We start from the raw sequence: 22,930 nt of genomic DNA on the forward strand, positions 1-22,930 counted from the left end.
GCCTTGCGGCCGTTCCGGGATGACGGTGATAGGGAGCGCCCGCCTAGCCCTCGATGCGCTCGAAATCGGCGATGGAGCGGGTCGCGGCGCGGATATCCGCGAGCAGGCGCAGGCGGTTGACCCGCAGCGCCGGGTCGTCCGCATTCACCGTCACCTTCTCGAAGAAGGCGTCGACCGGCGCGCGCAGCTGCGCGATCAGCGCCATGGCGGCCTCGAAATCCTCACGCGCCAGCGCCTGTTCGATTTGCGGGCCGAGCGCGGCGATGGCCCCGGCCAGCGCGCGTTCCTCCGGCTCGTGCAGCAGAACCACATCGACGCCGCCCTCGTAAGCGACGCCGTCCTTCTTCTCCTCGATGCGCAGGATGTTCGCCGCGCGCTTGGTGCCGGCGAGCAGGTTCCGGCCGTCCTCGGTGGAAAGGAACCGCCCCAGCGCCTCAACCCGCTTCACCACGAGCAGGAGGTCGTCCTGGAGGCCTTGCTTCCCTGTCGCGCCTTCGGCGCTCCCCGCCTCTTGGCCAAGGGCGAACACCGCGTCGACCAGATCATGCCGCGCCCCGGCCTCGCGGAGATGGACCTTCAGGCGGTCGGCGAAGAAGGAAAGGAGGTCGGGTTCAGCGACATCGCCAAGCTTCACCGTCAGCCCGTTCTCCAGGATAATCCGCACCACGCCCAGCGCGGCGCGGCGCAGCGCGTAGGGGTCCTTTGAGCCGGTCGGCTTCTCGTCGATGGCCCAGAAGCCGGTGAGCGTGTCGAGCTTGTCTGCCAGCGCCACGGCGATGGAGACCGGGGCGGTGGGCACGCGGTCGGTCGGGCCTTGCGGCTTGTAGTGCTCTTCGGCGGCCGCCGCGATTTCCTCGGGCAGGCCTTCCAGCCGGGCGTAATAGCGGCCCATCAGCCCCTGTACTTCAGGGAATTCGCCCACCACTTCCGTGCGCAAATCGCTCTTGGCGTAGCGCGCGGCCTGCTCGGCCAGCTCCGGGTCGGCGCCGACCACAGGCGCGAGCTTCCGCGCAAGACGCGCGATGCGGCGGATGCGCTCCAGCTGCGAGCCGAGCTTCTCGTGGAAAGTGACATTGCCGAACTTCGCCAGCCGGTCTTCCAGCGAGACCGAGGCGTTGGTCTTCTGGTCGGTCTCCCAGAAGAACTTGGCGTCCGAAAGACGGGCGCGGATGACGCGCTCATTGCCGGCGATGATCGCCGCGCCACCGTCGCTGGCGGCAAGGTTCGACACCAGCACGAACTTGTTGGCCAGGCGCCCGGTGGCGGGGTCCCTCAGCACGAAGCACTTCTGGTTGATGCGGATGGTGGCGCGCACCACCTCGTCAGGCACGTCGAGAAAGGCCGGGTCGAACGCGCCCATCAGCACGACAGGCCATTCCACCAGGCCGGAAATCTCCTCCAGCAGGCCGGCATCCTCCACCAGCTCCAGCCCCTGCGCGAGGGCGAGGTCCTTGGCGTCGTTGAGGATGATGTCCTTGCGCCGCTCGCGGTCCACCACCACGAAGGCGGCCTCCAGCTTGGCCATCCAGTCTTCCAGCCGGCGCACGCGGATTGTGCCCTCCGACAGGAAGCGGTGGCCGCGCGTGGTGTCGCCGGCGCGGATGCCGTCGACCTCGAAGGCGACGATCTCCGGCTCCTCGGTCTCGGGGCCGAAGGTGCACAGGATCGATTGCAGCGGCCGCACCCAGCGCAGCGCGTTCGGGCTGGTCGAGCCCTTGCCCCAGCGCATGGACTTCGGCCAGGGGAAGGCGCGGATGACGGCGGGCACGATCTCGGCCACCACGTCAGGCGTCGGCCGGCCATGTTTGTGAATACGGGCGACGTAGAACTCGCCCTTCTTCGGGTCGCTCTCGATGCTGGCCTGCTCGATGGAGGCGAGGCCGGCGGCTTTGAGGAAGCCGTCGATCGCACCCTGCGGCGCGCCGACGCGCGGGCCCTTGCGCTCCTCATGCGTGTCGGGCTGCTGCGCGGGCAGGCCGTGCACGGCCAGCGCCAGCCGGCGCGGGGTGACGAACGCCTTGGCGCCCTCATAGACGAGACCTCGCTCGACCAGCGCATCGGTGACGAGCTTGCGCAGGCTCTCCGCCGCGCCGGCCTGCATGCGGGCGGGGATTTCTTCGCAGAACAGTTCGAGCAGGAGATCGGGCATGGCGCTGCGTCACGTCGGCTGGCGGGCGGCGCCGTGCGGCGCGCACCGTTGCGGGAAGGTCGGCCGACGCCCTAGCACGTCGCGCCCGGCGAGGGGAGGCGTCTCGTTCAGGAAAGCGCCCTGCCGCGGGTTTCCCGCATCGTCAGTGCGGCGATGAGCGACACCGCCGCCACCGCGATGAGATAGACGGCCGGGCCCATGTCGAACTGCTCGCGGTTCACCAGATACACCGCCACCATCGGCGCGGTGCCGCCGGCAAGACCGAGGGCAAGATTGTAGCTGAGCGAGAGTGCGCTGCACCGCGTCGCCGGGCGGAACATCTCCACCAGCACGCAGGGCATCGGCCCGGCATAGGCGGCGACCAGCACGGCGAAGCCGAGCTGACCCACAAGCGCGGCGCCGGCATCGCCGGAATCGAGCAGGCGGAACAGCGGCCAGGACAACAGGATGAGGCCGATCAGCCCGCCGCACACCACCGGCTTGCGCCCGATGCGATCCGACAGCGCGGCGAACACCGGCGCCAGCCCGAGCACGGCGACCATGCTGATGGTGTTGATCTGCAGCGAGACGCGCTCCGCGAGCCCGTCCACCTGCTGCATATAGGTCGTGAGGTAGACGAACAGCATGTAGAAGCCGACGCCCAAAGTGAGGTTCAGCACAGCCGCGCGGATCATCTCCCGCCCGTCCGAGCGCATGGCCTCGATCAGCGGCAGCCGGCCGGGCCGGTGCGCCCGCGCCGGCGGCTCATTCCCATGCGCGGACGAGCCGCGCAGATAGAGCGTGAAGCCGCCGAGCAGGATGCCGAGCAGAAAGGGGATGCGCCAGCCCCAGGCGACGAGGTCGTCCGTGCTCATCAATGTCGCGGTGGCCGCACCCACCATGGAGCCGAGCAGCGTGCCGCCCGAGGCGCCGCAGCCGGCGAAGGAGGCGATGAGCCCGCGCCGGCGCAGGGCCGCGTTCTCGGCGAGGAAGATCGCGGAGGTGGTGTATTCACCGCCGATGGAAAGCCCCTGCAGCAGCCGCAGCAGGAGCAGCAGCAGCGGCGCCGCCGCGCCGATGGCGGCATAGGTCGGCAACAGGCCGATGGCGACGGTGGAGACCGTCATCATCGCGGCGGAAATGAACAGCGCGTGGCGGCGGCCATAGCGGTCGCCAATATGGCCGAACACCACCCCGCCCACCGGCCGCATGACGAAGGAGGCGGCAAACACGCCAAAGGCCGCGATCAGCCCGACAAAGGCGTCGCTGTCGGGAAAGAAATTCTTGGCGAAGATGGCGGCGAGAAAGCCATAGGCGGCGAAATCGTACCATTCCAGCGCATTGCCCAGCGCGCCGGCCAGCAACGCCCGCCGCCCGGCCGGGACCTCAGCCGGAAGGCTGCCACCGGGCAACGCGATGTCGAGGCTGGACATGGTCGCGCTCCGCGCCGGTGGTGGAGATGAAATCAGGCTGCCGGTGTGCCGCCTGCCGCAGTTGCCAGCCACGCGGCGCCGCAGGCCTTGGCGAGTTCGCGCACGCGCAGAATGTAGCTCTGGCGCTCGGTGACGGAAATCACCCCGCGCGCATCCAGCAGGTTGAACACATGGCTGGCCTTGATGCACTGGTCATAGGCCGGCTGCGCCATCAAATGGCGCGTCCTGCTGCCATCTTCCCAGCCCGCTTCGAGATATTTGGCCGCCGCGCTCTCGGCCATGCGGAACTGCTCGAACAGCATGTCGGTGTCGGCATGCTCGAAATTGTGCCGGGAATATTCCTCTTCCGCCTGCAGGAACACATCGCCATAGGTGACTTTCTCGTCGCCCTCACGGCCGTTGAAATTGAGGTCGTAGACGTTCTCGACCCCCTGCACATACATGGCGAGGCGTTCCAGACCATAGGTCAGCTCGCCCGCCACCGGCGCGCATTCAAAGCCGGCGACCTGCTGGAAATAGGTGAACTGGCTCACCTCCATGCCGTCGCACCAGCACTCCCAGCCGAGCCCCCAGGCGCCGAGCGTCGGGCTTTCCCAATCGTCCTCGACGAAACGCACATCGTGCAGCTTGAGGTCGATGCCGATGGCCGAGAGCGAGGCGAGGTAGAGGTCCTGCAGATCGGCGGGCGAGGGCTTCAGGATCACCTGGTACTGGTAATAATGCTGCAGCCGGTTGGGGTTCTTGCCGTAGCGCCCGTCCTTGGGCCGGCGCGAGGGCTGCACATAGGCCGCCTTCCACGGCAGCGGGCCCAGTGCCCGCAGCGTGGTGGCGGGGTGGAAAGTGCCGGCGCCGACTTCCATGTCATAGGGCTGCAGCACGACGCAGCCCTTGTCCGCCCAGAAGGCATGGAGCGCGAGGATGAGCCCCTGGAACGACTTGTCGGGGCGCATATGCGGCGGCAGAGCGGGATCGATCATGGATAAGCCGGCGGTTGGCTGAAAAGGCGGCGCAACCTAGGCCGGGGAAGGGCGGGGATCAAGGTGGGAGCCGACCTCGCCTGATCAGCCGATCGACGTCATCATGAGGTGCCCGGCCAGCGGCCGGGCCTCGAAGGATGTTCATCCCAGAGAACGCGGACGACCATCCTTCGAGGCTCGCTACGCTCGCACCTCAGGATGACGGCGCTCTTGGGGTGATCAGGCCCCCGTTTCCGCCCCGCTCAAAACCCACTATCACTGCCCCATGCCCGACAGCCTCTCCGAATCGCCCGTCTCCAACGCCGCCGACTGGACCGTCTCGGAACTCTCCGGCGCGCTCAAGCGCACGGTGGAGGATTCCTTCGGCCATGTGCGGGTGCGCGGGGAAATCTCCGGCTATCGCGGGCCGCATTCCTCCGGCCATGCCTATTTCAGCCTGAAGGATCAGAATGCCCGGCTCGACGCCGTGGTGTGGAAGGGCAATTTCGGCCGGCTTCGCCTGAAGCCCGAGGAAGGGCTGGAAGTGGTCGCCATCGGCCGCATCACCACCTTTCCCGGCAAGTCCTCCTACCAGATCGTCATCGAGCAGCTGGAATTCGCCGGCGCCGGCGCCATCATGGCGATGCTGGAGGAGCGCAAGAACCGCCTCGCCGCCGAGGGCCTGTTCGCGCCCGAGCGCAAGCGCCGCCCGCCCTTCCTGCCTCGCGTTATCGGCGTCGTCACCTCGCCCACCGGCGCGGTGATCCGCGACATTCTCCACCGGCTGAACGACCGCTTTCCGCGTCATGTGCTGGTGTGGCCGGTGCGGGTGCAGGGCGACACCTGCGGCGCCGAGGTGAGTACCGCCATTCGCGGCTTCAACGCGCTGGCTCCCGAAGGTCCGATCCCGCGCCCGGACGTGCTCATCGTCGCGCGCGGCGGCGGCTCGCTGGAAGATTTGCTCGGCTTTTCCGAGGAAAGCGTGGTGCGCGCTGCGGCGGAGAGCGCCATTCCGCTGATTTCCGCCGTCGGTCATGAGACCGATGTGACGCTGATCGACTTCGCCGCCGATCTGCGCGCGCCCACACCGACCGCCGCCGCCGAGATGGCGGTGCCGGTGCGCGCCGATCTCCTCGCCGAAGTCGCCGGGCTGCATGCGCGGCTGCGCGCCTGCTTCGCCCGCGGGTTGGAGCGGCGCCGCACCGATCTGCGCGCCCTCGCCCGCCTGCTGCCGAGCGCGGATGCCGTGCTCGCCGTGCCGCGCCAGCGCCTCGACCTCGCCGGCCAGCGCCTGCCGCGCGCGCTCAAGGCCAATGCCGGCGCGCACCGGCTCGGCCTCACCCGCGTCGAAGGCCGGCTCACGCCGCAGCTGCTCGCCGGCGCTCTCGCCCGCCGGCGCGAGCGGGCCGGCGACCTCGCGGCCCGGCTGCCGCGCGGGCTGACGGCGAACACCGCCCGCCACCGGCTGCGCCTCACCCGCGACGAATCGCGCCTGCGCCTCATCGCCCAGGCGCTGCGCGACCGCCGTGAGCGCGCGCGCGACCGGCTCGACGCACTGCATGTGCGGCTGCACCGCTGCCGGCGCCAGCAGGCAGCGGAACGCGCGGGGCGGCTCGACGCCGTCGCCAAGCTGCTGACCGCCCTCTCCTATAAGGGCGTGCTCGCACGCGGTTATGCCCTGGTGCGCGACGCCTCCGGCGCGCCGGTCCACGCGGCCGCCGGCATCGGCGCGGGCGACGCGCTGGAAATCGAGTTCCGCGACGGCCGCGTGGCGGTGACGGCCACCGGCGCCGGGCCGGAGGTGCCGCCCTCCCCCGCCCGCCCAGGGCGCAAGCCGGCGAAGACGCGGCCCGCGCCCTTGCCGGAGCCGCCGCGCCAACCCACCTTGTTCGACAGCTGAAGCCCGCCGCGCCGAAGAGGTGATCCCGCCGGGCTTGCCGTAACCGGCTCCGGGTCTTTATTGTCGCGCCAAACCGAACCGACAGGAGGAGCGGGACCATGAACCGCTTCGAACGATTCCCCACCTCGGGTGAAGCCGAAGTGCGTTATCTCGACGGCGACTTCCGTGTCGTGCGTCCCGGCACCTTCGTGCGCTGCGCCGTCACCGGCGAAGCCATTCCGCTCGACGAGCTGCGCTATTGGAGCGTGGATCTGCAGGAAGCCTATGCCACGCCGGAAGCGGTGCTGGCGCGGCTGCATCCAGACCGGGTCAAGCCCCGCTAGAGCGTTTTCGAGGGAAGTGGATACCGGTTCGCGTGAAGAAAACGCGACAAATCAAAGAATTAGATCATTTCACTGTTTCCGTTAAACGGTGAAATGATCTAGGTCGGCTCACGGCTCGCGCGGGCCGGCCTCCAGCCCGCCCAGCATGCGCTCCAGCGCCCGCGCGCTCTGCGGTTCCAGCGCCATGCGCACCGGCAGCACGTCCGACACCTCGATGAGGGGCTGGCCGACCTCGCTGCCGGCGAGGCGCATCGCGTCCTTTTCCGTGGTGACGAGCAGAAGGTCCAGCTTCTCCGCCTCGGCGCGCAGCTCTTCCACCTCGGCCGCCGTGTAGACATGGTGATCCGGGAAGGCCCGCGTCACCACGGGCAGCACGCCAAGCGTGCGCAACGTCTCGAAGAATTTGGCGGGCCGGCCGATGCCGGCATAGGCGAGCACCCGCTTGCCGAACAGCCGCGCCACCGCCTGCGCCTCCGGCGCCAGCCGGCCGCGCAGCACCACGGCACCGGCCGCATAGCCGTCGCGGGCGGCGCGCTCGCCGGGCGCGCCCTCACCGATGACGAGCAGCGCCTGCGCCTGTTCCAGCTGCGGGGCGAGCGGGGCGCGCAGCGGGCCGGCCGGCAGGCACAGCCCGTTGCCGATGCCCACCCCGGCATCAATGACGAGGATGGAGAGCGATTTCGCCAGCGCCGGGCTCTGGAAGCCGTCATCCATGATGAGCACGTCCGCCCCGGCCTGCGCCGCCGCCTGCGCGCCGGCGAGCCGGTCGCGGGCGACGAAGGTGGGCGCGGCGCGGGCCAGCAGCAGCGGCTCGTCGCCCACATCCTCGGCGCTGTGCAGCAGCGGATCGACCCGCACCGGGCCTTTCAGCCGCCCGCCATAGCCGCGGGTGAGCACCGCCGGCTTGTGGCCGTGCAGAGCGAGGCGGCGGGCGATCTCGATCACGGTGGGCGTCTTGCCGGCGCCGCCGACCGTGGGATTGCCGACGCAGACGACCGGCAGGCCGACCCCGGTTCCCGGCCGGCGCAGGCGCGCCAGCGTCACCCCCGCCCACCAGCGCGCCGAGCGGCGCCAGCAGCTTGGCCAGCCAGCTCTGTTCCCGTCGCCACCAGAAATGCGGTGCCTGCATGGCCTCAGTGCCTCTCCAGCTGGATCTGCACCAGATAGGGGTCGATGGCGGCGAGCGTGCGCTCCAGCGCGCCGCCGAAACTGTCCACCGTGGCCTGCCCGGCCGCGATCATCGTCGCACGGAAAGCGGGATCGGCCAGCAGCCGATAGGCCGCCGCTGCAAGTGTGCGGCCATCGGTGACGGCGAGCGCGCCGCCCGCCTCGTCGAGCCGGTCGTAGAGCGCGTTGAAATTGGTCACATGCGGGCCGTGCAGGATCGCGGTGTCGAGCTTGATCGGCTCGATCGGGTTCTGCCCGCCCCGGCGCACCAGCGAGCCGCCGAGCAGCGCCACCGGGCCGAGCCGGTAGAACAGGCCAAGCTCGCCGATCGTGTCGGCGACATAGATCGCGGTGCCCCTGTCGGGCTGGTAGCCGTCGCTGCGCAGCACCGCCGGGCAGCCGGCGGCGGTGGCCAGCTGCACCACCGCCGTGCCGCGCTCGGGATGGCGCGGGGCGAGAATGGTGAGCAGGTTCGGCAGTTCCTTGGCCAGGCGCTGATGCGCCTCGATGACGATCTCCTCCTCGCCGGGATGGGTGGAGGCGGCGACGAAGACGATGCGCCCGGTGGTCGCCAGCCGCAGCGTGTCGAAGGCGGCGATGTCGACGGGGGGCGGCGGCGCGTCGAATTTGAGATTGCCGGTCACGGTGACGCGCGGCGCGCCGAGCTGCTTCAGCCGCGTGCCATCGTCCGGCCCCTGCGCCAGGCACAGATCCACCCGCGATAGCAGCGCCGCGACGCTGCCCGGCACCCGGCCCCAGCTGGCGAAGGACGAGGGCGACATGCGCGCATTGACCAGCACCAGCGGCGTCGCGCGGGCGTTCACTTCCAGAATGAGGTTCGGCCACAGCTCGGATTCGACCAGCAGCACCAGGTCCGGCCGCCAGTGCTTGAGGAAGCGGCGCAGGAACAGCGGCGAATCCAGCGGCACGAACTGGTGCGGCACGTCGGGCGGCAGCCGCGCCTGCGCGAGGCGCGCCGAGGTGACCGTGCCCGAGGTGAACAGCACGCGGAAGCCGCGCGCGCGCAGCCGTTCGATCAGCGGCAGCACGGCAATCATTTCGCCTACGCTGGCGCCATGCACCCACACCAGCGGCCCGCGCGGGCGGGTGGCGCTGGCGCGGCCATAGCGCTCGGTCAGCCGGGCGCCGTCCTCCTTGCCCCGTTTCAGCCGACGCGCCAGCAGCAGGCGGACGAAGGGCGTCGCCAGCCAGGTCGCCGCCCGGTAGCAGCGGACGAGAAAGGGGGAGTGGGGGCTGGCCATGGCGCGCTAGCCGTTGCGCGCCGGCGCGGGGGCGGGCTCCAAAGGGGCGGGCTCGGCGGATTTTGCCGCGGCGGCGGCCTTGCGGGCGAGCGCCCGCGCTTCGGCAGGGCGGCCGACCAGTTCCTCGGCGCGGGCGGTGGCGACCTCCAGCTGGCGCTGCAGCTCGCGCCGCGCCGCTTCCAGCTCCTCCGGCCCGGCATCGGTCGGCACACGCACGCCGTCCCCGGCGACAACGGCGGCACGGCCGAAGGGCAGATGGATCGCCGACTTGTCCCAGCTGCGGGCGACGATGCGCCGCGAGGTGGCGATGGCGACGGGATAGATGGGCCGGCCCGAATGTTTGGCGATGGTGACGACGCCGAGGCCGGCGACGCGCGAAATCTTCGGCACATCCGCCGTCATCGCGACATTGGTGCCCTCACTGAGATGACGGATCATCTCCAGCGTGGCGTTGAAGCCGCCCTTGGTGCGGAAATCGCGCCCCTGCGCGCCGGAGCCGCGCACCGCGCCGATGCCGAGCGCCTCGGCGGCGATGGCGTTCACATCCGCATCGGCGCTGCGCGAGATCATCACCTTGGCGCGGTGATAGGGCCGCACCAGAAAGGGGGTGAGAAAATGCTGGCCGTGCCAGAAGGTGAGAATCATCGGCAGCTGGGCGTCGGCCAGTTCATAGAGATTGGCCGGCTCCATCACCACGCGCTGGGTGCGCCAGACGAAGCGCAGATAGGACGCCATGCTCCGCCCGAGAACGGTGCGGACCGTCGGTGAGGTGCGCAGTCGACGCCACATGCGAAGGGGCCGGCGCTCAGCTGGTCTTCGCGCTGGCGTCCGGGTCCAGCAGGCGATGAAGGTGGACGATGAAATAGCGCGTCTGCGCCTGGTCGACGGTCTGCTGCGCCTTGGCCTTCCACGCCGCATGGGCGGTGGCGTAGTTGGGGAACACGCCGACGATGTCGAGCGCGTCGAGGTCCTTGAAGGTGACGCCGTCGATCTTTTCGAGCTCGCCGCCGAAGACGAGGTGCAGAAGCTGGGGACTGGTGGTCTCGGGCATCCGGTCGCGTCCTGTGCTCGGGAACGATCAGCGCGCCACAGCCATCAGCGCCGGATGGAGCTGGCTGCCGGCCGAAACCAGCGCCCCATGCCGCGGCACCGGCGCGTTATAGGCGAGCGGACGACCGTCGAGCGTGGTCAGCCGTCCGCCTGCTTCGTGCACCAAAAGGTCCGCGGCGGCAAGGTCCCAATCATTTCCATTGGGTGAGGCGAGCGCGGCATCGAGCTCGCCGGTGGCGACGCGGGCGAGGCGGAGCGCCAGCGAGCGGATGCGGTCGACCCGGCGCCAGCTGCCTGCCCGGTCGAGATGGGCGAGCCAGGGCGCCGGCCCGTCGATCACCGCGCCGGCAAGCGCGGACGTGGTGGAGACCTGGATCGGCTGGCCGTTGCGCGTCGCCCCGCCGCCGCGCACGGCGATGAACAGTTCCTCGGTGACGGGGGCGAACAGGGCGCCGGCGATCGGCCTTCCATCCTCCACCAGCGCCGCCTCCACGCACCAGTCGGCGCGACCGGCCATATAAGCGCGGGTGCCGTCAATGGGATCGACGATCCATACCCGGCGCCGCGACAGGCGGGAGGGTTCGTCCACCGTTTCCTCCGAGAGCCAGCCATAGGCCGGGCCGACGAGGCTCAGGCGCTCGCGCAGCATCACGTCGACGGCGAGGTCCGCCTCGGTGACGGGGGAATCATTGTGCTTCGACCAGCTCTTCACCCCGGCGCGGAACATCTCCACCGCCACCGCCCCGGCCGCCACAACCGCCTCCGCCAGATGCCGCGCTGCGACGGCGGGATCGGCGAGAGGATCGGCGACGGCATCAAGATCGGGCAGCTCGGGGGAAAGGGGCGGCATGGATTCCATTTTCGGGACGTACGCGGGAGCGGTGAGGATTGCAAACGCGATATCGGCATTGCGAGCCAATCCGACAAGCATTCGTCAAGCATAGGTGCCATTCGGGGCCGGGAAGAAACTCTCAACCATGTCCCTTAAGCGGCCCGGTACAGGGCGGCGACTACGGTGTCCCCACGACCGAGGCCACTGAGCCAGAAAATCGGCGGGGAGATGCGTGATGCGTCAACGGATGATGGAAGCACAGTTGAGGCGGCCGGCGGCGCTGGCCCCCTATGTGGCGCTGGCGCGGCCCGCCACGTCGGAGGGCTGGCCGCTACGGTTCGAGACGGCCGATGACGGGGCCGATGACGGGGTGCGGCAGATCGAGCTCGGCCTCGACCGGGTGGTGATCTACCGCCGCGTCGCCGGGGTGGCGATGAAGGCGGCGCGCCCGCTCGACGCCTATCGCGGGCTGGCTGTGGCGCTGCTCGACCCGGAGGGCGACGATGACGGCGTCGTCCTCGTGCTGGTGCATGAGGACCCGGCGCTGTCGGTGACGCTCTACAGCGCGCCGCATATCGACGATGTGGTGGCGGAATGGCGCGGCTGGAGCGCGGCGCTCGGCCGGCCGATGCTGGTGACGCTGGCCGATGGCAGCCACCAGCCCGCCTATGCGATGGTCGGCCGGCTGGTGATTGGCGAGATGCGCGCACGCCGCGCACGCCGCGGGGCGCTCAAGCACCGCCGGCCGAGCGTCTATCGCCGCCGCGGGGCCGGGCGGACGGGCGAACTCACGGTCCATCGTGGCGAGCGGGAACTGAGCGCGCGGGACTGACGCCGAGGCCCGCAGCTCCTCTCAGTCGCCGCCTTCCTTGCCAATGGGCCGCACCAGATGGCCGTGAAAGGCGAAGGCGGTCGCGGTGAGGCCGGCCAGCAGCAGGCAGGCGGCGACCAGCGACGGCACCAGCCCGCTCGCCGCCAGCAGCAGGGCGCCGATGCCGGCGCCAGTGACGAAAGACGCCCAGGACCCGGCATAGGCCAGCGCCTCCACCGGCCCGCCGCGCCCCTTCATCCAGCGCGCCAGCGCCTGGCCGAGGCCGAACAGCGCCCCGGTGACGAAGCTCTTGCCGATATCCGCCCCTGCGATGATCTGGTGCACACTGTTCTGCATGCCCATGGCGAGCGCCACCGGCAGCAGCGAGAATCGTCCGGCATCGAGGCCGGCGAGGACCGCCGCCAGCGCGAACAGCACGACCTCGCTGCCCAGCACCGCGACCAGTTTCCACTCCCCCACCGCGTCGGTGATCAACGTGCCGACAAAGGCGCCGGCAACGAAGCCGGCTATTACGGAGGCGGTGAACAGCGCCATGGCCCCATGACCTTCGGCCAGCTGGATGCCGAGACGGGTGCTGTTGCCGCTCATGAAGGAAAGAAACAGCCCGCCGAGATGGGCGTAGCCGACGGCATCGACGAAGCCGGCGACCAGCGTGGCGAAGGTGGCGAAGAGAAGCGGGCGATAACCCTCTGGCATGGGCGTCTCAGGACTTTCGCGACGGCAAGGGCAGGCGTGGCGCGGCATGAAAAAGGGCGCGGGAGACGCGCCCTTTCTCCGGTTCATGAAACATGGAGCGACACGGCCCGTGTGTCAGGCCGCACGGCCTCAGGGGCAGACATGCACCCAGCCGCCACCCCAGGTACGGCGCCAGTAGCAGTTCGGGCGCACAGGCGCGCCCCAGCCACGGGCATAGGGAGGCACGTACCAGTTATAGTTCGGGCGCCAGAAGCAGCGGAACGGGCCGCAGACCCAGGCCACATTCTCGGTGAGCGCGGCGGACGGGGCCAGCGTGTCGGCGGCGACGGCCGACGGGGTGGCGAGGCCGGGCGTGGCGACGCCGGCTTCGGCGGTGCCGCTGGCGAGGCCGGCGGCGGTGAAGGCGGCGGCGGCAAGGGCAACGGCAAAGGCCGCCCGGCGCAGCCGCGCGACGGCGGAGGCGAAGGAGGGATAACGCATAGAGCACTCCCGAGGGGATAAGGTGATGTTAGCGCGCAAAGATAGCACGCCACTATCTCCGCACCAGCCGTAACCCCATGTGTCCATGGAAATTTTCTCTGCCGGACGCGCCTGCGGGCGACAGCGGGCGCGGCTTCGCCTAAGCTCGGCGCCCGCATCCCGCGCCGCGTGCGGCGGCGCCATTCGGAGGCCACCCATGCGCTCGAAGATCATCGGCACCACGCTACCCGTGCTCGAACTCCAGCTCGACGCCGGCGACCGCATCGTCGGCGTGCCGGACCAGCTGTCCTGGATGTCGGGCGACATCGTTCTCACCACCTCCACCGCCGGCGGCGGGGCGAGCGGCCTGCTCGGGCTGGTGAGCCGCGCGGTGTCCGGCGGGGGCCTGTTCATGACCGAGTTCCACGCCGAGCGCGGGCCGGGCAATGTCGCCTTCGCCGCCAAGCTGCCCGGCAATTTCGTGGAAATCGAGATCGCGCCCGGCCGTGCCTATCTCGCCCATCGCCACGGCTTCGTCTGCGGCACGCCGGGCATCGAGGTGACGACCGCCTTCCAGCAGACGCTGGGCGGGGCGGTGTTCGGCGGCGAGGGCTTCGTGCTGCAGCGGCTGGCGGGGCAGGCCAGCGCCTATGTCGAACTGAGCGGCGAACTGGTGACCTATGAGCTTCAGGCCGGCCAGCAGCTGCTCGTCCATCCCGGCCATGTCGGGCTGTTCGAGGAAAGCGTCTCCTTCGAGCTGACGACGATGCGCGGCGTGCGCAACGCGCTGTTCGGCGGCGACGGGCTGTTCCTCGTGCGGCTGTCCGGCCCCGGCAAGGTGTGGCTGCAGAGCCTGACCGCGCCGGGCCTCGCCCATGCGGTCAGCCCCTATCTGCCGGAACGCCGGGGCTGAGCCTCGCCTCCGACTCGCAGGAAAGGTCAGGACGGCGGCACGGAGGCCCCGGTTCAGCTGAGCAAGGCGAGGCCCACCAGGCCGCCGCCCAGCACCAGCAGCGCCGGGTTCACCTTCTTCACGCAATAGACCCCGGCGAAGACGGCGAAGGCGATGATGATGGTGAGCTTGCCGTCGATCGCCGTGCGGGCGATGGAAATGGTGCCCGAGGCCATCAGCCCCACCACCAGCGGCGCCAGCCCCATTTGCAGAGAGCGGCGCCAGGGCGACCCCTCGAAATGGTCCCACACCCGCGAGGCCGCCCAGGACAGCGCCCCCGCCGGTAGGAAGAAGCCGACAAAGGCCATCAGCGCGCCCATGAAGCCGGTGACGTGGTAGCCGATGACGATGACCATCAGCATGTTGGGGCCCGGCACCACCTGCCCGAGGCCGTAAATGTCGCGGAACTGGTCGTCGCTCAGCCAGTGATAGGTGCCGACGACGAGTTCCTTGGTTTCCGGCAGCACGGCGGCGCCGCCGCCCACCGCGAGAACCGAGAGCAGGGAGAAGACGCCGAGGACTGAGAGATTCTCGTTCATGGCGCCTTCCTCTCGCGCGCATCCGCCTCGTCCGCCCCCTCGGCGCCCTTGCGGGGGCGGAACAGGAACACGGCCACAGGGCCGACGGTGAGCAGCACCCAGATCAGCGAGATGTGCAGCACGCTGACCATCAGCACGGTCGCGGCGATGATGGCGACGTTCAGCATCTGCCCAAGCTGCTTGCGGCCGATCTGCAGCGTCACCGCCGAGAGCATGCCCACCGCCGCCGCGCCGACCCCAATCAGAGTGGCGTTGACATAGGGGTTATGCGCATTGGCGGCGTAGGCGACGCCGAGCGCCAGCACCATGCTGCCGCCGGGCAGCGTCATGCCGGTGAAGGCGACGAGCGCGCCCGGCAGGCCGCGCAGCCGGTCGCCGACGATGATGCTCATATTGGTGGCGTTGAGGCCCGGCAGCGCCTGCGAGATTCCCAGCGCGGAGAGGAAATGGTCCTCGTCCAGCCAGCGCTTCTTGATCACCAGGCTGGAGCGCAGATAGGCGACCACGCCGCCACCGAAGCTGATGGCGCCGATGAACAGGAAGGTGAGGAAGATGTCCCACAGCGGCACGTCGCGCGGCACCGCATAGGGGGCGGGCGGCTCGCCTTCGGCAGCGCCCGGCACAGGCGGGGTGGAGGAGGTCATGCGGGGCGGTTCCCGAGAGCGCCGGCGGCGTGTTCAGCCCTCGTGGCTGGCGACGAGCTGCTTGCCGAAATTATACACCAGGGCGGTCTTGGTGGCGCCGAGCTTGACCCATTCCGGCGCCTGGGTCTGCGCCGCGCGGAAGAATTCCTCCGAACGCGTCAGCGCCTTGGCATGCAGGGCGTCGTAGCGGTCGAACTTCGCCTGGAAGGCGAACTCGCCGATGATCGAGCTCTCCGTCGCGCGGTCGCGCCAGACCGCGATGGTGGCCTTGGCCTCCAGCCCATGGCCGAAATCGAACGAGCCGACATTCACCTGCACCTCCTCGACCGGGAGGTTGTTGACCAGCGAGATGGTCGCCGCCTTGTCGGCCGGGCAATGTTCCGCCAGTTCCGGAAACACCGAGGTGATGCGCTCCAGCCCGGCGTCGAGCACAATGCCGGGGCTCAGCAGCACGCAATTGTGCGAATAGAGCGAGCGCATGCCACCGAGGCTGTCCTTCAGCGGCAGCAGCTCTTCCTTGAACTTGATGTCGGCCTTGCCGCTAAGATGCGGCACCACATCCACCGCCGCCGCAGCGGCGAGCTCGGGATGGCGGAACTTCAGCGTCAGCTCATGTTCCGGCTCGGGCCAGCCATCAGTGTAGAAGGTGCGTTTGCGCAGGATGAAGGCGTTTCGGTAAAGATCGTAATCCGGCGTGTCGTAGAACAGCACCTCGCGCACATGGCGCTTGAAGCCGTCCTTGTTCGTGGTCACCCCAACCTTGAACTCGGGGGCGATCTGTCCCAGCTTGTGCCAGTAGACCTCGAACTGATGCGGATCGAAAAAGCGCTCCGGGCGCAGCAGGATTTTGTATTCGCGGTAGTGAATATCGTCCATGGAAGGTCCCGCTGGCCCAAGCCTCTCGCCGGGTTGAGAGATTTACGCCTGTCCCGACGCCGCGACAAGGCCGTTCGCATGGCAATGTCACATGCGCGTCATCGCTTGCGCAGCTTGAAGACAGCGCCCCAAATGTGGTCCAACGAAGCCGATCCGTCGCTCCGTGCCTGCGGACAGGACCACGGGGTCCTTTCCCGCGAGAAGAGAGATAGCGCCATGCCCTCCAAGCTCGACCAACTGCGTGCCATGACCGTTGTCGTTTCCGACACCGGCGACATCGAGACGGTGCGCCGCCTGAAGCCGCAGGACTGCACCACCAACCCGACCCTGCTGCTCAAGGCGGCGGAAATGTCGGCCTATTCCTCCCTCGTCGACGAGGCGCTCGCCTGGGGCACCAAGCAGGGCGGCACCTCGGACGCCGTGGTCTCCGCGACCTGCGACCGGCTGGCGCTGAACTTCGGCGCCGAACTGTCAAAGATCGTCCCCGGCCGCGTCTCCACCGAAGTGGATGCCGACCTGTCCTTCGACACCGAAGCGACGCTGGCCAAGGCCCGCTCCTTCATCAAGGCCTATGAGGCGCGCGGCGTCGGCCGCGAGCGCATCCTCATCAAGATCGCCTCCACCTGGGAAGGCATCCGCGCGGCGGAAGTGCTGCAGAAGGAAGGCATCGACTGCAATCTCACCCTGCTGTTCTCGCTGGCCCAGGCGGCGGCGGCGGCGGATGCCGGCGCCTTCCTCATTTCGCCCTTCGTCGGCCGCATCCTCGACTGGCACGTGAAGGCGGGCGAGGGCCCGTTCACCTCCGAGACCGACCCCGGCGTCGTCTCGGTGCGCCAGATCTACGCCTACTACAAGAAGCACGGCATTCCGACCGTGGTGATGGGCGCCTCCTTCCGCAACACCGGCGAGATCGAAGCTCTGGCGGGTTGCGACCGGCTGACCATCGGCCCGGCGCTGCTCGACCAGCTCGCCGCCGATGAAGGCACGCTGGAGCGCAAGCTCGACCCCGCCAATACCGAGGGCGCGCCGGAGCGGCTGCATCTCGACGAGCGCGGCTTCCGCTTAAGGCTCAACGAGGACCAGATGGCGACGGAAAAGCTCTCCGAGGGCATCCGCCAGTTCGTGCGCGATCTCAATTCGCTGCGCGCCCTGGTCGCCAAGCGGATCGACGGCGCCAAGGCCGCCTGATCGCGTAATGCTGGGAGGAGGGCGCGCCCCTTCTCCCCTTTTCCTACGGGAGGAGGCCCCCTCCTCCCGTCCCCGCGCCGGTCTCCCTTCATGTTCGTGCCCGATCTCGGTTTCGCCCTCGCCGCCGGCCTCGCGGCCTTCTTCGTCGGCATGAGCAAGGGCGGGGTGCCGATGATCGGCTCGCTCGCCGTGCCCACATTGGCGCTGTTCATGTCCCCGGTGACCGCCGCCGGCCTGCTGCTGCCGGTCTATGTCATCAGCGACATGTTCGGCGTCTGGGCGTACCGGCGGGAATTCTCCGGCCGCAACCTCGCCATCCTCATTCCCGCCGCCACGCTCGGCATCGGCATTGGCTGGGCCACCGCCTCCCTCGTCACCGATGCCGAGGTGATGCTGATCGTCGGGCTGATCGGCCTCGCCTTCTGCCTGATCCGCTGGCTCGGGGCGGCGGGGGCGGCGGCGCGGCAGGCGGATGTGCCGCGCGGGCTGTTCTGGGGCGCGGTGTCGGGCTTCACCAGCTTCGTCAGCCATGGCGGCGCCCCGCCATACCAGATGTATGTGGTGCCGCAGCGCCTGCCGAAAATGGTCTATGCCGGCACGACGACGCTGACCTTCGCCGCCATAAATGCGCTCAAGCTCATTCCCTATGCCGCGCTCGGCCAGCTCAACCCGGCCAATCTCACCGTCACCGCGCTCCTGATGCCGGTGGCGGTGGCGGCGACCTTCGTCGGCGTCTGGCTCACACGGCGCCTGCCGGAAAAGCTGTTCTACCGGCTGGTGATGGCCGCGCTGTTCCTCATCTCGCTGAAGCTCGTCTGGGACGGTACGACAGGGATGCTCGCGGGCTAATCTGTCTCATCCAACGGACGGGCCAGCGCCGCCGCGCTCCAGAAACCAAGCGCCAGCAGCACGGCAAGGGCGATCACTCCCATCAGCACCGCGTCATAGGAACCGGTGGCGGTCCACAGCATCGCCATGCCCGCCGGCGCCAGCGCGCGGGAGAAGGTGGCCGGCATGGAGAGCACGCCGTTCACCGCGCCATAGGCACGGCGGGTCAGCAGTTCCGGCACCACCAGCCCACGCACGATGGTGAGGATGCCGTTGACCGAGCCATAGGCGAGGGCGAACAGCGCGACATAGATGAAATCCGGCGGCATCAGTTCCAGCGCCAGAAAGGCGAGCGGGAACACCGCGACGATAACCGAGCCCACCACGCGCACCGGCGCGCGCGGCGCCAGAAGGGTGACGAGAATGCGCCCGCCGACCTGCGCCGGGCCGATGAAGGCGATGGCGCTCACCACGGTGGCGGTGTCGAAGCCGCGCTCCACCAGCAGCGGGTACATGTGGAAGGTGAAGCCGGAGAACATGGCGGCATAGGCGGTGAAGGCCACCGCCAGCGCCCAGAACACCTTCTGGCGCAGCACCTCGCCGATTACCGAGCGCGGGGCGCCCGCGGGATGCGGACGCACCGGCGGCCGTTCGCGCCCGGCTCCGGCGGAGAGAAAATTCGCCGTCGCGCACAGGCCGATATTGATCGCCGCCAGCACCAGCAGCGTGCCACGCCAGCCGAGGCCGTCGAGCAGCAGCTGGACCAGCGGGATGAAGACGGTGGAGGCGAAGCCGCCCCACAGCGTGAGCGCGGTGATGCCCGGGCGCGCCTGCAGCGGCCCCGCCCGCCGCGCCACCACGGCGAAGGCCGGCTCATAGAGCGTCGCGGCCTGCATCGCGCCAATGCCGGCCACCGCGACATAGAACAGAACGAGGCTCGACACCTGCGACCACAGTGCCAGCAGCAGCCCGGCCGCCAGCGACGCGCCAGCCATCACCGCCCGCCCATGGCCACGGTCGATGGCGGCGCCGGCGGGATAGGCGGCGAGGCCGGAAAAAGCGAGGCCGAGCGTCGCCGCGCCGTAAAGTTCGGCCTTGGACCAGCCGAGATCGGCCCCCATCGCCTGCGCGATCTGCGGGAAACTGTAATAGAGGCTGCCCCAGGAACAGAGCTGGGCCATGCCGAGCCCGATGATGAAGGGCGTTCGCCCATCAGGCGGGGCGGAGGGGGAAGCGGCGGTCACGACAGGCGCACTCTCAACTCACTCGCCCGCGCGCCCGTCACGCACCGCCGGCGCGAGCCGCTGCCGCACCAGATGCGCCCAGTAACTGGCGCCCAGCGGCAGCAGCGCGTCGTTGAAATCATAGGCGGCATTGTGCAGGTTCGGGCCCGGCCCGCTGGCGAGGCAGAGATAGGCGCCCGGCACCGCTTCCAACATGTAGGCGAAATCCTCCGCCGCCATGATCGGCTCGAAGGCAGGGTCGACCTGCTCGCCCACCGTCGCCCGCGCCGCTTCCAGCGCGTCGCCGAACGGGGCATCGTGATTCACCAGCGGGGGATAGCGGCGCTCATAGCGGATCTCCGCCCGCGCGCCCTGCGCGGCGCACACGCCGTCGACGATCGCGCGCAGCCGCGCCTCCACGAGATCGCGCACCGCCGGGGCGAAGCTGCGCACCGTGCCGCGCAGCACCACCTCGTCGGGAATGACGTTCCAAGTATCGCCGCCATGGATCTGGGTGACGCTGACGACCGCCGCCTCCTGCGGGTTGACCGCGCGGGCGACGATGGCCTGCAGCTGGGTGACGATATGGGCGGCGGTGAGCACGGGGTCGATGCCGCGCTGAGGCATCGCCGCATGGGCGCCGCGCCCGATTACCCGGACCTCGAAAATGTCGAAGGCCGCGAACATGGCGCCGGGCCGGCCGAGAAACGTGCCGAAGGGCGCGTTCGGCCAATTGTGCAGGCCGTATATCGCCTGCATCGGGAAGCGGTCGAACAGCCCTTCGTCGACCATCACCTTTCCGCCGCCCTCATTCTCCTCCGCCGGCTGGAAGATGAAATGCACCGTGCCGGCGAAATCCGGTTTCTGGCTGAGATGCCGCGCGGCGGCGAGCAGCATGGTCATGTGCCCGTCATGGCCGCAGGCGTGCATCTTGCCCGGCGTGTCGGAACGCCAGGGCAGGTTGGTCGCCTCATGGATGTCGAGCGCGTCCATATCCGCGCGCAGGCCGATGGCGGGGCCGTCGCCGAGGCGGCCCTTCAGCGTCGCCACCAGCCCGGTGCCGGCAAGGCCGCGGTGTACCGGCAGGCCGAAGCACGCGAGTTTCTCCGCCACGAAGGCCGAGGTGCGGTGCTCCGCGAAGGCGGTTTCCGGCATCGCGTGCAGGCTGCGCCGCCACTGGCTCAGTTCGTCCGCCTGATCGGCCAGGTCGGGCAGGATGCCGAAGCCGTCGCCTGTCGCCTGCTGCACCATCACCATCCCCTGCCGAAGCAGCGCCGGCCCTCGGCGCGGCGGCCAGTTAGGCCCGCCCCGCCCGCCACCGCAAGCGCGTGGGCGGAAGGGGGCCTCCCCTTCCTGTGCATGGGTGCAGTGCCACCCATGGCCGCCCGGGCTTGCGTGGATGTGAACGGCCCGGCGCCTGATGACGGGCTATGCCGGAGGCGAACGCAAAAATTTCCGCACGGGGCGGGATGAAAGCCAGGAACGGCTCCGTATACGGGACATGAAGCGCGACGAGACCTCCTTCGACGTGCCGGCCCAGCTCGGCGTGATGCGGCGCTATGCGCGTTCGCTGACGCGCGACGATGTGGAGGCCGAGGACCTGGTGCATGACGCGCTGGTGCGCGCCTATGAGCGGCGCGGCAGCTTCGATGCCGAGCGCGCCGCCCCCGGCAAAACGGAGCGCGGGCCGGCGCCGCGCGGGGCCGCGCTGCGCGGCTGGCTGCTCTCGGTGCTGCACAATGTGTTCATCGACCGCCGCCGTTCGCGCGTCGCCGAAGCGCGCCGCGAGGCCGACAGCCTCGACCTCGCGGAGACCAGCACCGCGCCGGCGCAAGAGCACCGGCTGCGCCTCGCCCAGGTGCGCGACGCCTTCATGGCCCTGCCGGAGGAACAGCGCGCGGCGCTGCACCTCGTCGCCATCGAGGGGCTCGGCTATGCCGAAGCCGCCGCCACGCTCGGCATTCCGCAGGGCACGCTGATGTCCCGCCTGTCGCGTGCCCGCGCGACGTTGCGGGCGATGGAAGAGGGCGGCGCGGGGGAAGGCCCGGCGCGCCTGCGCATCGTAGGAGGTACGGATGAGCCAACCCGTTGATCCCGTCTCCGGCGACGATCTGCAGGCCTATGTCGACGACCAGCTCAGCGTGGCGCGGCGCATCGATGTCGAGGCCTATCTCAGCGCCAACCCCGCCGCCGCCTCGCGGGTGATGGGCGATCTGCGCATCCGCGACGAGCTGCGCCTCGCGCTGGCCGAGACGCCGCGCGCCGCGTCCACCGCCACGGCGCGACTGGCGACGGCGGAAGCGGCGCGGCGGCTGCAGGGCGCGCTCGCCCGCGCCCGCTGGACCCGGCGGCTGCGCATCGCCGCCATGGTGGCGCTGCTGGTCGGCGCCGGCTGGATGGCCAACGCCCAGTTCGGCCATCTCGGCGTCAGCCGCGTCGTCGCCTCCGGCCTGCCGCCGGCCTATCTCGAGGACGCGCTGCGCGCCCACCGCACCGCGATGATGCGCGCCGACATGCCCTCGCAGCCGGGCGCGAGCCATTACGACCCGCTGGAGATCCGCGCCGCCACCGCCATCGTCATGCCGGCTTTGCCGGACGGGTGGAAAGTGGCGGATGTGCAGGTGTTCCCCTCCACCTTCGGCCCCAGCGTGGAAATGACCGTCGAGGCCGGGGAGATCGGCACCGCCTCGCTGTTCGCGGTGCGGCCGGGCGGCTTCGACGTGGTGCCGGCGACCACCGTGCCGCGCGACGGCCTGACCGCCGCCTATTGGCAGGTGGGCGAGGTCGCCTATGCGCTGGTCGCGCAGGCGGGCCCCTCCGCCGACATTCGTGATCTCGACCGGGCGGCCGCACGCCTTGCCCGGACGCTGTACTGAACCCAGATGATCCGCATCAGGAGACTAACATGAACACGCCGAATTCCGGCTTCCAGTGGTCCCGCACCGGCAGCGTCGACCAGGCCGTCTATGACGAGGGCCTGCGCCGCCACATGCTGCGGGTCTATAATTACATGGCGCTCGGCCTCGTGCTCACCGGCGCCGTGGCCTTCATCGTCGGCACCACGCCGGCGCTCTATGTGCCGATCTTCTCCACCCCGCTGAAATGGGTGGTGATGCTGGCGCCGCTCGCCTTCGTGCTGTTCTTCTCGTTCCGCATGCAGTCGATGTCGGGCAGCGCGGCGCAGACCATGTTCTGGGCGTTCTGCGCGGTGATGGGCCTGTCCATGGCCTCGATTTTCCTGGTGTTCACCGGCACCTCGATCGCGCGCACCTTCTTCATCGCCGCGACGATGTTCGGCGCCACCAGCCTCTACGGCTACACCACCAAGCGCGATCTCTCGCAGTTCGGCTCGTTCCTGATCATGGGCCTGATCGGCGTGGTGATCGCCAGCGTGGTCAACATCTTCTTCGTCTCGACGATGCTGCAGTTCATCGTCTCCGTGGTCGGCATCCTCGTCTTCGTCGGCCTGACCGCCTGGGATACCCAGTCGATCAAGGAACAGTACGCCGACCATTTCGACGCCGAGTCGCAGCAGAAGCTCGCCGTGTTCGGCGCCTTCTCGCTCTACCTCAACTTCGTCAACATCTTCCAGCTTCTGCTGAATTTCACCGGCGAGCGGGAGTGAGGCGGCTTTTCGCCAAG

At 69.5% G+C, this 22,930-nt stretch carries 23 protein-coding genes and 1 pseudogene; 9 read left to right on the forward strand and 15 right to left on the reverse strand.

What is annotated here, in order from left to right:
* Positions 1–43: 43 nt before the first annotated feature.
* From glyS to ACP2AH_RS17655, 3 genes are all read right to left on the reverse strand, one after another.
* Positions 44–2,149: a glycine--tRNA ligase subunit beta gene (gene glyS / locus ACP2AH_RS17645; protein ID WP_425106982.1), complete on the reverse strand. Its 2,106-nt coding sequence runs from the start codon at positions 2,147–2,149 to the stop codon at positions 44–46.
* A 107-nt stretch (positions 2,150–2,256) separates the two neighbouring features.
* Positions 2,257–3,561, reverse strand: a complete 1,305-nt coding sequence (locus ACP2AH_RS17650; protein WP_425106983.1) for an MFS transporter — start codon at positions 3,559–3,561, stop codon at positions 2,257–2,259.
* A gap of 32 nt (positions 3,562–3,593) precedes the next feature.
* Complete coding sequence (locus ACP2AH_RS17655) at positions 3,594–4,538, reverse strand: glycine--tRNA ligase subunit alpha (RefSeq protein ID WP_425106984.1); 945 nt, start codon at positions 4,536–4,538, stop codon at positions 3,594–3,596.
* Between the two features lie 265 nt (positions 4,539–4,803).
* Between ACP2AH_RS17655 and xseA the strand changes: the two genes are divergently transcribed.
* Both xseA and ACP2AH_RS17665 read left to right on the forward strand, forming a co-directional pair.
* Positions 4,804–6,417, forward strand: coding sequence for an exodeoxyribonuclease VII large subunit (gene xseA / locus ACP2AH_RS17660; protein WP_425106985.1), 1,614 nt, complete (start codon positions 4,804–4,806; stop codon positions 6,415–6,417).
* Between the two features lie 98 nt (positions 6,418–6,515).
* On the forward strand, positions 6,516–6,740 hold the full coding sequence (locus ACP2AH_RS17665) for a DUF2093 domain-containing protein (RefSeq protein ID WP_425106986.1): 225 nt from the start codon (positions 6,516–6,518) through the stop codon (positions 6,738–6,740).
* 108 nt (positions 6,741–6,848) lie between these two features.
* On the opposite strand, the pseudogene lpxK reads toward ACP2AH_RS17665, so the two are convergent.
* The 5 genes and pseudogenes from lpxK to ACP2AH_RS17690 all read right to left on the reverse strand — a co-directional run bounded on the left by lpxK (position 6,849) and on the right by ACP2AH_RS17690 (position 11,069).
* Positions 6,849–7,869, reverse strand: a pseudogene (gene lpxK / locus ACP2AH_RS17670) (tetraacyldisaccharide 4'-kinase).
* A gap of 4 nt (positions 7,870–7,873) precedes the next feature.
* Positions 7,874–9,169 carry a 3-deoxy-D-manno-octulosonic acid transferase gene (locus ACP2AH_RS17675; RefSeq protein WP_425106987.1) on the reverse strand — a complete coding sequence of 432 codons (1,296 nt, stop codon included), beginning with the start codon at positions 9,167–9,169 and terminating at the stop codon, positions 7,874–7,876.
* A gap of 6 nt (positions 9,170–9,175) precedes the next feature.
* Positions 9,176–9,958 carry a lysophospholipid acyltransferase family protein gene (locus ACP2AH_RS17680; RefSeq protein WP_425106988.1) on the reverse strand — a complete coding sequence of 261 codons (783 nt, stop codon included), beginning with the start codon at positions 9,956–9,958 and terminating at the stop codon, positions 9,176–9,178.
* Between the two features lie 16 nt (positions 9,959–9,974).
* Positions 9,975–10,220: a DUF4170 domain-containing protein gene (locus ACP2AH_RS17685; RefSeq protein WP_244379846.1), complete on the reverse strand. Its 246-nt coding sequence runs from the start codon at positions 10,218–10,220 to the stop codon at positions 9,975–9,977.
* Positions 10,221–10,247: 27 nt separating this feature from the next.
* Positions 10,248–11,069: a 3'(2'),5'-bisphosphate nucleotidase CysQ gene (locus ACP2AH_RS17690; RefSeq protein WP_425106989.1), complete on the reverse strand. Its 822-nt coding sequence runs from the start codon at positions 11,067–11,069 to the stop codon at positions 10,248–10,250.
* Between the two features lie 217 nt (positions 11,070–11,286).
* On the opposite strand from ACP2AH_RS17690, the gene ACP2AH_RS17695 reads away from it, so the two are divergent.
* A complete protein-coding gene (locus ACP2AH_RS17695) occupies positions 11,287–11,883 on the forward strand; it encodes a DUF6101 family protein (RefSeq protein ID WP_425106990.1) in 597 nt (198 codons plus the stop codon).
* Positions 11,884–11,904: 21 nt separating this feature from the next.
* Here ACP2AH_RS17695 and ACP2AH_RS17700 read toward each other — a convergent pair whose 3' ends face one another.
* Together ACP2AH_RS17700 and ACP2AH_RS17705 are read right to left on the reverse strand one after the other, a co-directional pair.
* Complete coding sequence (locus ACP2AH_RS17700) at positions 11,905–12,579, reverse strand: YoaK family protein (protein ID WP_425106991.1); 675 nt, start codon at positions 12,577–12,579, stop codon at positions 11,905–11,907.
* 129 nt (positions 12,580–12,708) lie between these two features.
* A complete protein-coding gene (locus ACP2AH_RS17705; protein ID WP_425106992.1) occupies positions 12,709–13,059 on the reverse strand; it encodes a hypothetical protein in 351 nt (116 codons plus the stop codon).
* 196 nt (positions 13,060–13,255) lie between these two features.
* Between ACP2AH_RS17705 and ACP2AH_RS17710 the strand changes: the two genes are divergently transcribed.
* Positions 13,256–13,951, forward strand: a complete 696-nt coding sequence (locus tag ACP2AH_RS17710; RefSeq protein ID WP_425106993.1) for a TIGR00266 family protein — start codon at positions 13,256–13,258, stop codon at positions 13,949–13,951.
* A 53-nt stretch (positions 13,952–14,004) separates the two neighbouring features.
* Here the strand turns inward: ACP2AH_RS17710 and ACP2AH_RS17715 are convergent, their stop codons facing one another.
* From ACP2AH_RS17715 to ACP2AH_RS17725, 3 genes are read right to left on the reverse strand one after another with little or no spacing between them, the layout of a single operon-like run.
* On the reverse strand, positions 14,005–14,529 hold the full coding sequence (locus tag ACP2AH_RS17715; RefSeq protein ID WP_425106994.1) for a chromate transporter: 525 nt from the start codon (positions 14,527–14,529) through the stop codon (positions 14,005–14,007).
* Entirely contained in the window at positions 14,526–15,173 is a 648-nt protein-coding gene (locus tag ACP2AH_RS17720) for a chromate transporter (RefSeq protein WP_425106995.1), read from the reverse strand. Before ACP2AH_RS17720 ends, ACP2AH_RS17715 begins: the two co-directional genes overlap by 4 nt.
* Before the next feature lie 33 nt (positions 15,174–15,206).
* Positions 15,207–16,049 carry a hypothetical protein gene (locus tag ACP2AH_RS17725; protein ID WP_425106996.1) on the reverse strand — a complete coding sequence of 281 codons (843 nt, stop codon included), beginning with the start codon at positions 16,047–16,049 and terminating at the stop codon, positions 15,207–15,209.
* Positions 16,050–16,265: 216 nt separating this feature from the next.
* Here ACP2AH_RS17725 and tal point away from each other — a divergent pair, with 216 nt between their 5' ends.
* Positions 16,266–17,237, forward strand: coding sequence for a transaldolase (tal, locus tag ACP2AH_RS17730; protein WP_425106997.1), 972 nt, complete (start codon positions 16,266–16,268; stop codon positions 17,235–17,237).
* Between the two features lie 90 nt (positions 17,238–17,327).
* Positions 17,328–18,086 carry a sulfite exporter TauE/SafE family protein gene (locus ACP2AH_RS17735; RefSeq protein ID WP_425106998.1) on the forward strand — a complete coding sequence of 253 codons (759 nt, stop codon included), beginning with the start codon at positions 17,328–17,330 and terminating at the stop codon, positions 18,084–18,086.
* Here the strand turns inward: ACP2AH_RS17735 and ACP2AH_RS17740 are convergent.
* Positions 18,083–19,309: an MFS transporter gene (locus ACP2AH_RS17740; RefSeq protein ID WP_425106999.1), complete on the reverse strand. Its 1,227-nt coding sequence runs from the start codon at positions 19,307–19,309 to the stop codon at positions 18,083–18,085. The two genes, ACP2AH_RS17735 and ACP2AH_RS17740, sit on opposite strands and share 4 nt — an antisense overlap.
* Positions 19,310–19,327: 18 nt before the next feature.
* Positions 19,328–20,539, reverse strand: coding sequence for a M20 aminoacylase family protein (locus ACP2AH_RS17745; protein WP_425107000.1), 1,212 nt, complete (start codon positions 20,537–20,539; stop codon positions 19,328–19,330).
* Positions 20,540–20,789: 250 nt separating this feature from the next.
* Between ACP2AH_RS17745 and ACP2AH_RS17750 the strand changes: the two genes are divergently transcribed.
* The 3 genes from ACP2AH_RS17750 to ACP2AH_RS17760 are packed head-to-tail and all read left to right on the forward strand — an operon-like array spanning position 20,790 to position 22,913.
* Positions 20,790–21,380 (forward strand): sigma-70 family RNA polymerase sigma factor, encoded by a 591-nt coding sequence (locus tag ACP2AH_RS17750; RefSeq protein ID WP_425107001.1) that lies wholly within the window; start codon positions 20,790–20,792, stop codon positions 21,378–21,380.
* Positions 21,364–22,164, forward strand: coding sequence for an anti-sigma factor family protein (locus ACP2AH_RS17755; protein ID WP_425107002.1), 801 nt, complete (start codon positions 21,364–21,366; stop codon positions 22,162–22,164). Before ACP2AH_RS17750 ends, ACP2AH_RS17755 begins: the two co-directional genes overlap by 17 nt.
* Positions 22,165–22,193: 29 nt before the next feature.
* Positions 22,194–22,913, forward strand: coding sequence for a Bax inhibitor-1/YccA family protein (locus tag ACP2AH_RS17760; RefSeq protein WP_425107003.1), 720 nt, complete (start codon positions 22,194–22,196; stop codon positions 22,911–22,913).
* Positions 22,914–22,930 lie beyond the last annotated feature (17 nt).

Origin of the sequence: Ancylobacter sp., assembly GCF_965249975.1 — a bacterium.
Lineage (GTDB): Bacteria > Pseudomonadota > Alphaproteobacteria > Rhizobiales > Xanthobacteraceae > Ancylobacter.